16 protein-coding genes are annotated in these 15349 nt (G+C 45.6%); 9 read left to right on the top strand and 7 right to left on the bottom strand.

The features are described 5' to 3' along the window. Nucleotides 1-92 precede the first annotated feature (92 nt). Nucleotides 93-2231, bottom strand: coding sequence for an LruC domain-containing protein (locus GO620_RS15290; RefSeq protein ID WP_157524630.1), 2139 nt, complete (start codon nt 2229-2231; stop codon nt 93-95). 268 nt (nt 2232-2499) lie between these two features. Next, complete coding sequence (locus GO620_RS15285) at nt 2500-3225, bottom strand: zinc metallopeptidase (RefSeq protein WP_157524629.1); 726 nt, start codon at nt 3223-3225, stop codon at nt 2500-2502. Between the two features lie 49 nt (nt 3226-3274). On the opposite strand from GO620_RS15285, the gene GO620_RS15280 reads away from it, so the two are divergent. Then, complete coding sequence (locus GO620_RS15280; RefSeq protein ID WP_200230298.1) at nt 3275-4441, top strand: NAD(P)/FAD-dependent oxidoreductase; 1167 nt, start codon at nt 3275-3277, stop codon at nt 4439-4441. 245 nt (nt 4442-4686) lie between these two features. Here GO620_RS15280 and GO620_RS15275 read toward each other — a convergent pair whose 3' ends face one another. Then, nucleotides 4687-5994, bottom strand: a complete 1308-nt coding sequence (locus GO620_RS15275) for a UDP-N-acetylmuramoyl-tripeptide--D-alanyl-D-alanine ligase (protein WP_157524628.1) — start codon at nt 5992-5994, stop codon at nt 4687-4689. Nucleotides 5995-6129: 135 nt separating this feature from the next. Here GO620_RS15275 and GO620_RS15270 point away from each other — a divergent pair, with 135 nt between their 5' ends. Next, on the top strand, nt 6130-6465 hold the full coding sequence (locus GO620_RS15270; protein WP_157524627.1) for a hypothetical protein: 336 nt from the start codon (nt 6130-6132) through the stop codon (nt 6463-6465). Here GO620_RS15270 and GO620_RS15265 read toward each other — a convergent pair. Next, nucleotides 6460-6792 (bottom strand): eCIS core domain-containing protein, encoded by a 333-nt coding sequence (locus GO620_RS15265; protein ID WP_198173541.1) that lies wholly within the window; start codon nt 6790-6792, stop codon nt 6460-6462. The genes GO620_RS15270 and GO620_RS15265 overlap by 6 nt on opposite strands. A 70-nt stretch (nt 6793-6862) precedes the next feature. On the opposite strand from GO620_RS15265, the gene GO620_RS15260 reads away from it, so the two are divergent. The 5 genes from GO620_RS15260 (at nt 6863) to GO620_RS15240 (ending at nt 11950) form a co-directional block, all read left to right on the top strand. Continuing rightward, on the top strand, nt 6863-9367 hold the full coding sequence (locus tag GO620_RS15260) for a M14 metallopeptidase family protein (RefSeq protein ID WP_157524625.1): 2505 nt from the start codon (nt 6863-6865) through the stop codon (nt 9365-9367). A gap of 401 nt (nt 9368-9768) precedes the next feature. Further along, complete coding sequence (locus tag GO620_RS15255) at nt 9769-10617, top strand: methylated-DNA--[protein]-cysteine S-methyltransferase (protein WP_157524624.1); 849 nt, start codon at nt 9769-9771, stop codon at nt 10615-10617. Further along, nucleotides 10617-10883, top strand: a complete 267-nt coding sequence (locus GO620_RS17390) for an Ada metal-binding domain-containing protein (protein WP_157524623.1) — start codon at nt 10617-10619, stop codon at nt 10881-10883. Before GO620_RS15255 ends, GO620_RS17390 begins: the two co-directional genes overlap by 1 nt. Beyond that, entirely contained in the window at nt 10873-11469 is a 597-nt protein-coding gene (locus GO620_RS15245) for an alpha-ketoglutarate-dependent dioxygenase AlkB family protein (RefSeq protein WP_157524622.1), read from the top strand. Before GO620_RS17390 ends, GO620_RS15245 begins: the two co-directional genes overlap by 11 nt. A 19-nt stretch (nt 11470-11488) precedes the next feature. Then, nucleotides 11489-11950, top strand: coding sequence for a DUF4268 domain-containing protein (locus GO620_RS15240; RefSeq protein WP_157524621.1), 462 nt, complete (start codon nt 11489-11491; stop codon nt 11948-11950). A 43-nt stretch (nt 11951-11993) separates the two neighbouring features. Here GO620_RS15240 and GO620_RS15235 read toward each other — a convergent pair whose 3' ends face one another. Continuing rightward, nucleotides 11994-12308, bottom strand: coding sequence for a ferritin family protein (locus tag GO620_RS15235; RefSeq protein WP_157524620.1), 315 nt, complete (start codon nt 12306-12308; stop codon nt 11994-11996). Between the two features lie 74 nt (nt 12309-12382). Between GO620_RS15235 and GO620_RS15230 the strand changes: the two genes are divergently transcribed. Together GO620_RS15230 and GO620_RS15225 are read left to right on the top strand one after the other, a co-directional pair. After that, nucleotides 12383-12832 carry a phosphatidylglycerophosphatase A family protein gene (locus GO620_RS15230; RefSeq protein ID WP_157524619.1) on the top strand — a complete coding sequence of 150 codons (450 nt, stop codon included), beginning with the start codon at nt 12383-12385 and terminating at the stop codon, nt 12830-12832. Between the two features lie 41 nt (nt 12833-12873). Beyond that, nucleotides 12874-14757, top strand: coding sequence for a sensor histidine kinase (locus GO620_RS15225; protein ID WP_157524618.1), 1884 nt, complete (start codon nt 12874-12876; stop codon nt 14755-14757). On the opposite strand, the gene GO620_RS15220 is transcribed toward GO620_RS15225, so the two are convergent. Together GO620_RS15220 and GO620_RS15215 are read right to left on the bottom strand one after the other, a co-directional pair. Then, nucleotides 14741-14968, bottom strand: a complete 228-nt coding sequence (locus GO620_RS15220; protein ID WP_157524617.1) for a hypothetical protein — start codon at nt 14966-14968, stop codon at nt 14741-14743. The two genes, GO620_RS15225 and GO620_RS15220, sit on opposite strands and share 17 nt — an antisense overlap. A 54-nt stretch (nt 14969-15022) precedes the next feature. After that, nucleotides 15023-15322: a hypothetical protein gene (locus tag GO620_RS15215; RefSeq protein ID WP_157524616.1), complete on the bottom strand. Its 300-nt coding sequence runs from the start codon at nt 15320-15322 to the stop codon at nt 15023-15025. Nucleotides 15323-15349 lie beyond the last annotated feature (27 nt).

Here is a 15349-nt window from a genome sequence, read left to right as displayed (position 1 = left end):
CTCGAAGCAAATTTATCACCCGCGATAATTCTCCTACAAGCAAAAAAGGCCGTTATGACTATCATAACGGCCTTTTCATTTTTAAAAGCTTTTTACTTGGTATACAAGTTAGAATTTACCCGGTAACCAGACGCAGTGTTGCTGTACCAGTCGGTAAAACTGCTGCCGCCGCCTGCTGCCCAGTCTGCAAAATGCGGGTAGGCAGAGATGATATTTACACGCTCAAGCGGCCATGTAAAATCACTCAGGAACGAAACCGCCCAAGGCCAGTTTTCTTTTGACAGATAGTAACGGCCGGTTTGCGGATTGGATGTGTCGTCACCTGTACCAAACAGCGTTTTATCGGCTTTGTCGGTTGGCGCATAACCTGCCTGATGAGCTTCATAGCCCCTCTTCAAATTACAGATAATGAATGGGTTGATCGCCGTAATGTTTGAAGAAGAAACAGGTGAGGTAAACGTAACCTTTACGCTTGCAAAGTTACTGGTTACTTTTGCAGGTGCAGCCAGCGTGTTTATAAAGAAGCTGTTATCGGCATTATTGGCCAACGCGTTATAGTTATCAAACGGAATGATGGTAGCATAGGTCTGCCCCGCTTCTACACCATTTGACGCTAACGTAATATAATTGCTGATCAATTTCTGCCCTGTTACTGAAGCTACTGATGATGATGCCAGCGGCAGTTGTATACCGAAACCATCTTTGAATGATGCACCGGCCGCGTTAACAGCAACATCGGCAACCATGTCCACTACCTGGTTTGACGCGTTAAGCTCAAAAGTGTAGCGGTATTTTACAATTAGGTCATTCATATCATAATCGCCCTTGTTAGGGAAATTATCTTCGAACGCATAGTTTCCGTAAGTAGTTGCTGACGGATAATAATAAACGTAGGCGCGGGTTGGATCATTAGGAAAAGCATCCTGTGTATCAGGCACACCATCACCATCAGAATCGCCACCCTTGTCAATAGCTGCAACGCCTGTTGTTGAAATAGCGCCCGGGTTTGATGAATTCACATAGTAAACTATATCATTAAAATCCTGGTCAGAACCCTGTCCGCTGGTGCGGTTGATATCTTCGAAACCATAAACAAATACGTTGTTCACGTTATCATATAACATAACCTGGTGGCGCTGTAATGATGAATTACTCTCGGGGTTCAATGCATCTTGGGAATAGAATTTGGTTACACCAGTATTTACGTAATAATAATTAGTACCCTGGTAGTTATAAGTGCTCCATGCGTTTTGCATTAAACAAAATGCAACTGTAGTACCGGCAGTGAAAGTACCGATCTTAACACGGTTGCCTGCCACTAAACCACCACCCGAGCCAGATGCGCTGGCATTTGGGAATATAGCAGTGATCTTATCGATACCACGATTGTTTGTGCCTTGAGTAGCGTTTGTTGGCGGGTTATTAGTAGGATAGCTATACCAGCCTAAAGTATTTAGGTAACCGGCACCTTCGGATACGAACGTTACATACAGATCTGTAGTAGCAGTAACTTTGATTACGTTAATAGCAGTATTGGAAATGTATTGCGGGTGCGTATCCGGCACGGCAGAACCTTCGGGCAATGAGGCATTGATATATGAAAGCAGTGAGCTTGATATAGCGTTATTTGTAGGATCAAGATATACCGGCACACCATTTACAAGCGGATTAGCAATGGCATTGCTGGCATCATATGGCGACGGGTAAGCATAATCAACAGATGTAGTTCCATTTACGCCAACTCCTTTGTAAGCATTTGGCTTAGCGGTAACGGTTGGTGTTACGGCCGGTGCAACAACGTCGCCTGCAAAACCCGAGAAACCACCTATCACCACATTACAAGAAACACCATTGATGTTCGCCAGGGCATTTCTCAATAAACCAACATAAGCCGGATCAATGATCAGCTGGCTGTACTGGGTTGGAACGTTTATAGTGGCCGTGATCTCGCCATTACGATTAGTAAGGCCTTTAAAAACCGAGGTCTTAGCTACGGCAGTATCCGGAAGATAGACGCTAACCACAACACCCGATATCGGGTTGTTATCATTGGTTTTTAATGCGATGGTTAAGTTTACAGATTTTGTAGTGTTAAAGTTGAACCCATCAGGAGCAATTTTAACATCAGATGTTGTACCCGTGCCGGTCTGAGTGCCGGTGTTATTGTCTTTTTTACAAGAAGCAAGCGCTGCGACGCTAATAACAAGTAAATAGGTAAAGATTTTTTTCATAAAAATATTTTCAAGCCAAGTTTTACACCAAATTTCGTTCCAACAGCTACAAATGGCTATTTTAGCTATACCAACGCAGCATTTACCTTAATCATCGTGAATAGTGCGGACTATGCGCCTATAGTTGGGGAATTAATTCAACAATTTCTTTAAAACGCCACGAAATTAACCATAAAGCGTCACGGCTAACTACGCATTTCCACTTGTAACGGTTTCGTTACCCTTTAGTTAAATTTCTGCCGTTCAATTGTTAAGGCTAGGCCACCCATTAGTTGCGGCGGTTCAAAAAGGAGATGTAATAAAGCAGTGCAGCAAGTGAACTTAAAGCGGCAACAACATAAGTCATTGCGGCCCACCACAGTGCATCTTTAGCCTGCTCATGTTCACCATTGCTTTGCATCACCGTATTATTGGAATTAAGCCATGCCAGGGCGCGGTTACTGGCGTCAAATTCTACAGGAAGCGTAACAAAGCTAAAGAAGGTAACCAACGCCAAAGCCACCACGCCTATCATTAGAACATAAGGGTTACCTGCAAACGCGATAAGCATTACGCCAATAAACAAAGTCCACTGTACAAGTTTAGATGCCACATTAATGGCAGGAACGATAGCGGTTCTAAAAGTAAGCCAGCTATAGGCCTTAGCATGTTGCAGAGCATGGCCGCACTCGTGGGCCGCAACGGCAGCAGCGGCAACGCTGCGGCTGTAATAAACATCGGGGCTAAGGTTTACAGTTTTATCCTCGGGATTATAATGATCTGTGAGCTGGCCTTCAACCGAGATCACTTTTACATCATAGATATAATTATCGCGCAGCATTTTCTCAGCTACTTCTGCACCACTAAGGCCGGACAGTAATGGCATTTCTGCATACTGCCGAAACTTGCTTTTAAAGCGGCTTTGTACAACGAGGCTGATAATGAATATGGCGATCATCAATAACCAAGCCGAGCCGGTGTTGATAATCAGTATTACCCATGCTAAAGTTGTCATTCTGTGATTTTTATTTTTATAGGTCAAAAAGTATTCCGAAGTTCAAACCGTGTCAGGTACAAATGATAACTATTCTTACTGGGAAAGATCAGCTTTTGTTGATGCCGCCGATATAATTGTTATTGGCAGCGGACTGGTTGGGCTTAGCGCCGCGCTGCATCTTAAAACGCGGGAGCCCAACTTGCGGGTTACCGTTCTCGACAGTGGCTTCTTACCAAGTGGTGCCAGCACAAAAAATGCCGGTTTTGCGTGTTTCGGGACAATTTCAGAACAACTGGCCTACATCAACAAAGCGTCAGAAGATGAGATGCTGCGTTTGGTTGAATACAAATATCGCGGTTTACAAAACCTGAGAAATTTATTGGGCGATGACGCGATCCGCTATGAACAACATGGCGGTTATGAATTATTTAGCCGATGCGAAACCCACAATGCACAACAGGCTATCGAAGCTATCCCACGCTTAAATAAGCTGATATCGTCGGTCACCGGCGATACTGACATTTATGCAGTAGCCGATGAAAAAATCACCGGGTTTGGCTTTAGGGGTGTCAAATATATCATCCGCAATAAGTATGAAGGCCAGATCAATACCGGTCTAATGATGCGGGCGCTTTTAGCAAAAGCGCAGCAAAGCGGAGTGCTCATCCTCAACAATTGCCAAGTGCAAAATATTGAAGACACAGGTGCAGGACTAAACGTCGTTACCAACAACGGGATTTTCAAAGCCCCAAAGGTCATAGTTGCCAATAACGCCTTTGCCAAAGGGTTGTACCCGGAATTAGATGTAGTACCCGGCCGCGGGCAAGTAATTGTCACTAAACCAATTCCCGGGTTAAAAGTTAAAGGCACATTTCATTTCGACGAAGGCTATTACTACTTCCGTAATGTTGATGACCGTGTGCTCTTTGGCGGCGGCCGTAACCTTGACATTAAAACGGAAGAGACTACTGAATTCGGCCACACATCTGTTGTGCAACAACAATTAGAAAACTATCTCAAAGAGATGATCCTGCCGGATCAGCCGTTTGAAATAGATATGCGCTGGAGCGGCATTATGGGTTTTGGCAGCGAAATATTACCCATTATAAAAGAACTGCAGCCGAACATTTTTTGTGCCGTGCGCTGCAATGGCATGGGCATAGCAATGGGCAGTTTGGTTGGCAAAGAGGCTGCGGAGTTGGTAATAGGAAGGCAAGAAATGCCAGATAGTTAAAGGTCGTCCGACACTGAGGTTATGTTCTTTTGTCTTAGCAACAAAAGAACCAAAAATGCCAAGTCAGCGCAAGGCTTCTTTTGCCGCACAAGGCCTTTGCCCGGCAAAATATTTTGCAGGCCCTCATCACACAAGCCCTCAGTGGCGCAAAATATTTATCACCGAAGCTGCGCGCTGACGTTTGAAAAGAAGTAATGAGTCATGAGCGGTGGGCATGGCAGAATTACAATACAACATAAAAACCGTCAAAACAACTCCACCAATCGTTCTAACGCCATACCGCGCGAACCTTTAAGTAATACTGTAGCGTTGGTAACGGGTTGATCTTTTAGCGTATTGATAGCTTCTTCGGTAGTGGAAAAGAATTCGGCATCGAAGCCGTCTTTTTGATCGTAAAAGGCTTTTCCGATAAATAAGCGGCGGCTAGCCGGTGCAGAAATGGCCTTTTCGATTATTGAGCGATGCTCTGCCGGAGCGTCATCTCCTAATTCGAACATGTCGCCTAAGATCATTACTTTGTTAGCAGCGTCCATGGTCGCTATGTTCTCTATAGCCAAAGCCATACTGCTTGGGTTAGCATTGTAGTAATCGCAAATGAGCACATTGGTAGCGGTTTTGGTTATTTGCGACCGGTTATTGCCTGGCGTATACCCGCTTATGCCCGCGTTGATCTCCGCGTCTGTCATATCAAAGAAACTTCCTATGCAAACAGCGGTCAGGATATTCTCCATGTTGTAAGCACCGGTCAAGTTGGTGGCAACCTCACTTACCTCTCCGCCTTGCTTTTGCCATTGCAATACTACGTAGGGCGTATTGCTTATTAGTTTACCATTAATAAAGTTTTCTTGGTTGTCATTTGTCCCGTAGCCAATCACCTCATCGATTCCGCGGATGTTTCGCATACCCGCTAAAATTTCATTGCCAGTGTTGGCGAAGATCACTCCGCCTGTTTTCTGCAGATAGTCATACAACTCGCCTTTGGCGATTTTTACACCCTCGGGCCCGCCGAAGCCTTCCAGGTGCGCTTTGCCCACATTAGTAATAAGCCCATGTGTTGGCTGTGAGATCGTGCACAGCATCTCTATCTCTTTCTGATGATTGGCACCCATTTCAATTACCGCCATCTGGTGATCGGCTGTTACAGATAGGATGCTTAAAGGCACACCAATGTGATTGTTGAGGTTTCCCTGCGTAGCATAGGTTTTATACCGCTGTGACAGCACAGCGTTGATGAGTTCTTTGGTGGTGGTTTTACCGTTAGTTCCGGTAAGGCCTATTACCGGGATCGTCAATTGTTTGCGATGGTACCGCGCCAGGTCCTGCAATTTGCCAAGTACATCATCAACCAAAATGTACTGCTCGCTTACGCGATATTTAGCGTCATCTATGATGGCGTACGCGGCACCCGCAGCGATAGCCTGTTCTGCAAAAGCGTTCGCATCAAACTTATCACCCTTCAATGCGAAGAATAAACTGCTCGGTAATATTTTGCGGGTGTCTGTACTTATTTGCGGATGTTGTAGATATATCCGGTAAAGCTGCGAGGTTTCCATTTTGTAAATATACGTTGGTAGCTGCCTTGCTCCCAATCGGCAATAATTTTAAAACATGGCGAACAATTGAACGTTGGTAGATATTATTGCTCATACCGGCGGCGCTCCAAATGTCTGCGGGATAAATTTATCTTGATGAACCCATTTTTTATAACACTTGAAGACGGCAAGGAATTAAAGATCATCCCGGAGACAAAAGTTTTTATGGACGGCCATCCCATAATAACGCACGACTACAGTGTGTATAGTAAGCAACGTGAAGACAGTGAACTTTTCGCTAAAACCGGCACATCAACAACTGAAGATAAAACCACCAACCCAAACTATATGGGTATGATCACATTTGAGGAACCCGGCAGGTATTTTAGCTACACCAGGGATAGTATTCAGCAGTTATCTTCGGAAGAACTGAACGAAGTAATTTCGCAGATCACAGAGCACCGCGAAAAGCCGGAGAGCTGGAACCTATAAGGTTTTTCGTTCGATTGTCGCTTTCCCCATCCTGTCTGCCTCTTGTTCCAGAGTTGTATTATCATTGATCATTTCTGTCTTTGCAGCCTTAACCGGTTTTACTTTACCTGTCCTTTGCTGAACTACATGCCAGGCTTCGTGCGGCAAATGCTCTTCTTGCCCGGGCGCTAAGTGTATTTCTTTGCTATAAGAGCCTTTGGCAATAGACAACTGCGCAGGTTTTTCAGAATTTGTATGAACCTTTACTTCGCTTGTATCCATTCCCGATAGCGCTTCGATGCCTGTTCTTAGTTGAACGAACGCTGCGCTTTTTTCTTTCTTTGGCATGTGCATTAGTTTGATACTAAGCTACATATTATCGGCAAAAAATTGTTTCTTAGCTATCTCATCACATTTTATGCAAACGAAGATCTACGCCTTTTTACTATTTATCTGCGTTAGTGCAGCGGCCCTTGCTCAGCAAATACAATCGCCAGCGCAATTTTTGGGTTATACCCTGGGCAGCCAGTTTACGCCGCATCATCGCATTGTTGCTTACGCGCAATACCTGGCTCAGAATTCTAAAAACCTAAAACTGGTGCAGTACGGCACCACCAATGAAAACAGGCCACTGTATCTCGCATTTATAGCATCCGACGAAAACATAGGGCGGTTAGAAGACATCCGCCAAAACAATCTTAAACTAGCGGGAATGCTGCCGGGGGGCGGGCAAACCAATGGCCCCGCAGTGCTTTGGTTAAGTTACAATGTGCACGGTAACGAATCATCGAGCAGTGAAGCGTCTATGCAAATGCTTTATGATCTGCTCAATCCGTCAAATACCCAAACCAAAGAATGGCTAAAGAATACCGTGGTAATTCTTGATCCATGCCTTAACCCCGACGGCCGCGAACGCTACATCAATTTTTACAATTCGGTGCGTGGCAACCAGCCCGACCCTAATCCGCAATCGCGGGAACACATGGAACCATGGCCGGGCGGCAGGATCAACCATTATTATTTTGACCTTAACCGCGACTGGGCCTGGCAAACACAAAAAGAAGTGCAGGCAAGGCTGGTTTATTACAACCAATGGCTGCCGCAGGTGCATGTAGATTATCACGAGCAAAGCTATAATGCACCATACTATTTCGCGCCTGCGGCAGAGCCTATGCATAAAGACATTACTGCATGGCAGCGGGAATTTCAGGTTCTGATAGGCAAGAATAACGCGAAATATTTCGACGCTAAAGGCTGGACGTATTTTACCAAAGAAGAGTTCGACTTGCTGTACCCATCTTATGGCGACACCTACCCAATTTACAGCGGTGCCATAGGCATGACCTTTGAACAAGGCGGAAGCGGCGCCGGCGGCTTAGCAGTAATTACGCGGAGCGGTGACACTTTGACCCTTGCAGACCGCATATTGCATCACAGTACAACCGGGTTAAGCACTTTAGAAATGGTTTCGGGCCATGCGCAAAAATTACTCACTGAGTATAAAAAGTATTTCGACGCCAACAGAGCAAATCCGCCGGGCGACTACAAAGCTTATGTGGTGAAAAACGACAACGAGGACAAGATGGCCAAACTTGCCGCCATGCTCGCCAGGAATGCCATTACCTACTCGTTCGGCAATAACAAAGACGCGTCGGGCTTTAATTATTTCAGCAATAAAACAGAGGGCTTTCACATTGGGCCAAATGATATGGTCATCAACGCCGCCCAGCCCAAAGCAGTGTTGTTAAATGTGTTAATGGAGCAAAAAACGTTCATGACAGACTCTAACACTTACGACATTACTGCCTGGGCTTTGCCGTATGCTTATGGTTTAAAAACATACGGGGTAACAAGTCCGGTGGCAGGTGGCAGTAATGCCGCTCATACACAACCAACTGCGGCAAGGCCTGCAATTAGTAACGCTTACGCTTATGTGCTGCCCTGGAAATCTTTGGCTGATGTGCGTTTCCTTGCCGATCTGCAAAAAGCACACATCAAGGTACGTTACGCCGAAAAACCTTTTGAAGCGGCGGGTAAAAAATTTGACGCAGGAACGCTGATCATCGCCCGCGCGGGCAATAGTGCCGACTATGATAGAACGGTTACGGATATCGCGATAAGGAACAACCGAAATTTAACCGCGCTGACTACAGGTTTTGTAGATAAGGGTGCCGATTTTGGCTCAGGCGATGTGCATTATCTAAAACAACCGCGCGTGATGCTGCTATGCGGCGAAACTACCAATGCCACAAGCGTTGGTGAAGTGTGGCATTATTTCGACCAGCAGATAAATTACCCGGTTAGTTTGGTAAAACTGACGGATCTGAACCGGGTAAAACTTTCGGATTTTGATGTGATTATCATGCCCGATGGCAATTACAACGAGCCGCCGGTAGAGAAACTGCAAGGCTGGATCCGCGATGGCGGCAAACTAATAGCCCTTGGCGATGCTGTAACCGCCCTGGCTGGGCGTAACGGATTTGGCGTAAAAAGAAAAGAAGACAAAAAAGATGACAAGGCTGATGCGAAAAACAAATACGCCGCGATAAAAAGCTTTGACGAGCGTAGTCATGAAGCGATCCGCGGCTCTGTTCCCGGCGCTATTTACAAGATCAATATAGACAATAGCCATCCGCTCGGCTTTGGCTATCCTAAATATTACTACACCATAAAGCTTGACGACACGGTTTACGATTTCTTAGGCGATGACGGCTGGAACGTGGGTACTATAAAAAAGGATGGCTATGTTGCCGGCTTTGTTGGCCAGCAGGCGAAAGTTAAAATCGCTGATGGTATGCTGCTTGGCGTACAAAGCATGGGGCGCGGTTCGGTAGTGTACATAGTAGACGATCCGCTGTTTCGCAGTTTCTGGGAAAACGGCAAATTGCTATTTGGCAACGCGGTATTTATGGTCGGGAATTGACCTTTCAACTAGAAGAGGCTGTATACGTCATCTACCAGGTAAGATGTCGTAAGCGTAAGTATTTCCGTAAGATTTCAACACCTAGTGATATGGCGATGCGGGTGGCGATGCTATGGCGATGAAGGCGGATTTATGCCTCTTAAACCAGTTTTTTACTTAATGGTAATTCGCCTAATTTTTTAAATATCTGAAGATTACGAAGTTAAACGCTTGTTTGCTTTTGGCAGGATAGCCCCCCTATGGCATCGCCACCCATCATTGATTTTGCACACGACTACTTGTGGAAGTAGCAGACACACCTTTAGATCGGTTAGCTAAAATGAGATTCTAATAACAACGCAAGAATCGGGTTTCATGGCCTCTGTTTCCGGGATATTTTTGTATCATTAAATATCAAGATAATGGAAACGCAACAAGAATTAGATTACAACCGCATAGCAGCGGCCATAGACTTTTTAAGGCTCAATTATAAATCACAGCCTTCGTTGGATGACGCGGCCGCGCACATTAATCTTAGCCCATTTCACTTTCAGCGCATGTTTAAGGACTGGGCGGGCGTTACACCAAAACAGTTTTTGCAGTACATCAGCCTGGAACATGCCAAGTCGTTACTAAAAGATAAAAGTGCTACGCTTCTCGACGCTGCATTCGAAACCGGCCTATCAGGCACCGGCCGCCTGCACGACCTGTTTATGAAAATAGAAGGCATGACACCCGGTGAGTATAAAAATGGCGGCGAACACCTGCACATCAATTATAGCTTCGCCGAAAGCCCATTTGGGAAGTTACTTATTGCGTCGACCATTAAAGGAATTTGCTATATGGCATTTGCAGATGAGGACGAGGAAACAGCATTTGCCCAGTTATTTAAGCTTTTTCCGAAAGCCCGGTTCCACAATTTTTTAGATACCATACAGCAAAACGCGTTGTACATCTTTACCCAAGACTGGAGTAAACTACCCGAAATAAAACTTCATTTAAAAGGCACACCCTTCCAACTAAAAGTTTGGGAAACGTTACTCACAGTACCCATGGGGGGCTTAACATCTTATAATGGTTTGGCCAATAAGATCAACAGCCCGACTGCAAGCCGCGCGGTAGGATCGGCAGTTGGCGATAACCCGGTTGCATTTTTGATACCGTGCCACAGGGTGATACGCTCTACCGGCGAAATAGGCCAGTATCACTGGGGCAGCAACCGCAAAAGCGCAATGATAGGCTGGGAATCGAGCAGGGTTATAGGAGCGTAATGATCCGTCACCAGGATCTGGGCGAGACGCAGTTTTCCCGCAACAGAAATCTTTTAAAATTGGTTAGACAGGGGAAGCTATCTATCGGAGGGAATCATATAGATAAAATCTATGGACGGTTAAACTGCAAGTCTGGTAAGCGAATGAATGTTCAAAACCGGGTATTCTTTACTGATGAAAACGAAGCCTTGCAAGCCGGTTATCGCCCTTGCGCGCATTGTATGAGGGAAAAGTATAACAAGTGGAAAAATCAGAATGGAAAGTAAGCAAATAATTAACCTGCTGCCTTACGACGGACAGGTAGACTATTATGGCATTGTGCTCGACGAATTGGAGGCCAACAGGTACTTTGACATCTTGCTCAATAACATCGATTGGAAGAACGACGAGGCGATCATATTCGGTAAGCACTTTATAACCAAACGTATGGTAGCCTGGTACGGCGATCAAAGCTTCGACTATAGCTATTCGAACAAAACACGGCGGGCTTTGCCCTGGACTAAAGAATTGCTGGAATTGAAGGCACTTACCGAAAAGTATACGGGTGTGATCTACAACTCGTGCCTGTTAAATTTATACCACGACGGCGACGAAGGTATGGGCTGGCATAGCGATGATGAGCGGGCGCTGGGTAAAGATTCCTCGATCGCGTCATTAAGTTTTGGTGCCGAACGAAAGTTCGCACTGAAACACCGGGTGACCAAAGAGGCTACATCGATAATGCTGCAGAACGGCAGTTTATTGGAGATGAAAGGCACCACACAATCACATTGGATACATAGCCTGCCAAAATCAAAAAAGGTGAAAGAGCCGCGGGTAAACCTTACTTTCAGAACCATGATACCGCAGTGATTTTGTTTATTTGCGGTTGATGTATTCAAAAGAGCAGGCATCGCAACTAAAGCAGGCATTCTGGACGGCTTTCGGGCAGTATATGTCGCCGGTGCTTTCTGCCGAAGGGTTAAAGATAAGCTGGATCAATTATAAAACAGGGATCAAACACTTGTATTTCCGGATGCAGGCGGATAAGTCGTCGGCGAGCATCAGTATTGATATCACCCATCCCGACGCAGGTATCCAGGAATTATTCTTCGAGCAATTTTTAGAGCTGAAAAACATCCTCCGCAGTTACCTGAACGAAGACTGGGACTGGCAGCTGCATAGCACCGATGAGTATAGCAAGACCATTACCCGCATCAGCAAAACGATTACCGGCGTAAATATTTTTGAGCAAAGTAACTGGCCGCAATTGATCTCTTTCTTCAAACCACGCATCATTGCCCTCGACGAATTCTGGAGCGATGCCAAATACAGTTTTGATGCGTTGAGGTAAGGCCTCACCCCGTCCCCTCTCCAAAGGAGAGGGGTTATTAAATCTATTCCGAAGCTTCTTCGCCTTTCTCGCCAAGCTCAACAATGTCGCCTTGCTTAAACAAAATGGCTTCAAGCGTTTTGCGCCACACCTCCTTCTTGCGTAATAAAAACTCCAGGTCCATGCCAAAATGTTTAAACTCTTCGTGCTGGGCGTTTTGCATAATGGCCTTTGCATCCTTGTCTTGCTCAACGCTTATGCGCTGTTCGTACCAGTTAATGGCTTCAGCTTCTTCGCATAAAGAAACTATCATGCGGGCAAATGTGCGGGTTTCGCTGCTAAGCTCTTCGGGTGGCTCGTGGTATTGTTCAAATCCCATGGTTGTAAAATTTACTCAATAAGCATGTTATAATCGCTTTTGTTTGCTGCGCTAAGTTTTATATAATTACCTATATGAATAAGGCTATCGCATCATGCCTGGGAATCGGCTTTATAAAAGGCGGTGGCACTATTGCGGCGGCCGTATTCTGTTTGCTCATCTGGCTTTCATGGCGAATTGACGTTGCCAACTTCCAGGTACTATTTGCTGCTGCTACATTGCTAATAATGCTTTTAGGTATCTACGTAGGTAACCGCGTTGAAGCAGATTGGGGCAAAGATAGTTCGCGTGTGGTGATAGACGAGGCCGCCGGCATGATGGTGTCTATGATCTTTTTACCGCACAACATCTGGCTGCTAATAGCCGGGTTTGTAATGTTCCGGTTTTTTGATATTCTGAAACCACTGTATATCCGCAGGCTTGAAGCCTTGCCCGGCGGACTGGGTGTAATGGCAGATGATGTTTTGGCCGGCATCTACAGCAATATTTTACTGATCGTTCCCGTTGTAATCTTTAAATTGTAGATTCGTTAGGTAGGCATTTTTCTTAAAATCTAGCTTTAAGTATGCTGCAAGTTACATTACCCAACCGCGTAAATAAGCGCATGTCATATGTAATGGCAGCGCTTGCCTTGTCGCTGGGGTTGGTAGGCTTATGCGGTTGGATCTTTAACTCGGTAGAGCTGCGCAGCTTCTTATCAAACGGCGCGGTGATGATGGCCAACTCGGCCATCATGATCATCATCGGTGGCACAGCGCTCATTTTATTGAATGGCGGTTACGTTAAAACCGTACGTATAATTGCCGGGGTCATTTTTATCTTTTGCGTTTTAATAATTGCCGAACATCTTTTTGGCATCGATTTTAAAATAGATAACTGGCTTTTCAGGGACATCTACTCGAATATTGATCAGCAGCCCGGCCGTACCTCTCTGCTTACAGCCATCAATCTCTTACTTATTTCAAGCGCTGTATTGCTGGTAACTTTCGACAGGTTCGATGCCAGCCAGTTGGTATGCGCTGTCATGTTCCTTTTAGTTTACGCAGCCTTAGTAGGTCATATATTTGGGATTACCGGCCTTTACAGTTCCGGCGATTACGCGTTACCGTTTCACATTGCATTGGGTTTGCTGCTTATGATAATGTCGCTTGTGTTTTACCAGTCGGACAGAGGTTGGATAGCAACTTATTTAACTTATTTAAAAGGCCGCAACATTGCCTTATACCTGCTTAGTTACCTGCTTTGCGCCGCCCCAATGCTGGTGGCTTTTTATCTTTTCGTATTCAACCGCAACGGTTTTTCTCCGGCTTCGGGAATTATTGTACTTATCATCCTATCAGCCTTTATAAGCCTGCCCGTCGCTTATCTTACCATGCGCCGCTTTAACCGGATGGACAGCGACCTGGAAACAACAACCGAGCGTTTGCAAATGGCCCTCAATGCGGCTAAACTCGGCTCATATGATCTTAACCTCGAAACCGGGCGAATGGCGTGCACACCGCAATGCAAAGCTAATTACGGGTTACCACCCGATGCCTCCTTTAACTTTGGCGACCTGTTTAACGCCATTGTGCCTGAGCATCGCGAACGGGTGCGGGCCGAGGTAAACACCGCCATTGATAACCATGCAGATTATGCCGCCGAATACCAGGTAACCTGGCCCGATGAATCTGTGCACTGGGTTAAAGCATTCGGTAAGCCGCAATACGATAAAGACGGCACTGCAGTTTCCATAGTTGGTGTAACGATAGATATAACCGGCCAGAAGGAGTTAGAGGCCAAGAAAGATGCCTTCATCGGCATGGTAAGCCACGAACTAAAAACGCCGCTTACATCTGTAAAGGCTTACCTGCAGCTTGCCACAAACCTGGCCGAGAAATCTGAGGAACGTACCATTGTAGACATGCTTACCCGTGCCGATGTACAGGCTAACAAAATGAAAAACATGGTGCAAGGGTTTCTGGACGTCACCCGCCTGGAAAATGGGAAGCTAAAACTGGACCGCGAGATGTTTGACGTGAAAACCATGCTCGAAGAAACGATCGAGGAAGTGAGGCTGCAGACAGAAAATAACGAAATTGAGCTTAAAGGATGCGAAAGCATTTTGGTGTACGGCGACCGGGACAAGATAAGCGAGGTGGTGACTAATCTGCTCACTAACGCTATAAAATATTCACCGAAAGAAAGCCCCGTTGTTGCCGAATGCAAACGTGATGGCGCCTGGTGGCAATTCTCCGTGACAGACCAGGGCGTAGGTATTAACCCAAAAGAGCAAAAGAAACTATTCGAGCGTTTTTATCGGGTGCAACGCCCGGAACACCGCATGGTGTCTGGGTTTGGTATAGGCCTTTACCTTTGTGCCGAGATCGTAAAACTGCACAAAGGCAAAATAGGCGTTCACAGCGAAGAAGGTAAAGGCTCTACCTTCTACTTTACAATCCCGGTTTAGTGTTTCTTACTTTCACCGGAACAGTTTGCAGTCTGTATCTCTTCTTTACCTGGCAGATGGTAAAGTTCAATGCCCAGATTATGGCACCGATTATCGCGGCAATGATCAATGCGAAGATCACGCCTGCTTTGAATGCGTCTTCCATTAACCCACAGCCCGAAAGCGTGGACATTAATATCAAGGCCAGGGCGCCTAAGGAAATCTTTTTCATAGGTCTAAATTAAAGTATTAAAGGCCCTCCGCCAGAAGCGAAGGGCCTAATGGTTTATTTTTTAGGATCGTCTACCAGTTTAGATTTGCTGATATAGATCTTTTTTCCGCGGGCATTAACCCAGTAGTAATGCGAATGTTTGTTAATGTAAACTGTTTGACCGTTTGGTGCAACCTTACCTTTGTAAACTTTATCGCCAACAGCAGCTGTGCCTTTTACGGCAACTTCTGCGGTCTTGTTACCAATTTTATTGATAGTACGGCCTACGCTGCCTTTTGAAGAGGTTTGCGTTTGCGCCATTGTGCTTAACGACAGCAGCAGTGCCGGTATCGCTAATAGTTTTAATTTGTTCATGGTAGATATGTTATTTTAATAATGAAT

This window comes from Mucilaginibacter ginkgonis (genome assembly GCF_009754905.2).
GTDB lineage: Bacteria > Bacteroidota > Bacteroidia > Sphingobacteriales > Sphingobacteriaceae > Mucilaginibacter > Mucilaginibacter ginkgonis.
This window is presented reverse-complemented; position numbering and strand designations above follow the sequence as displayed.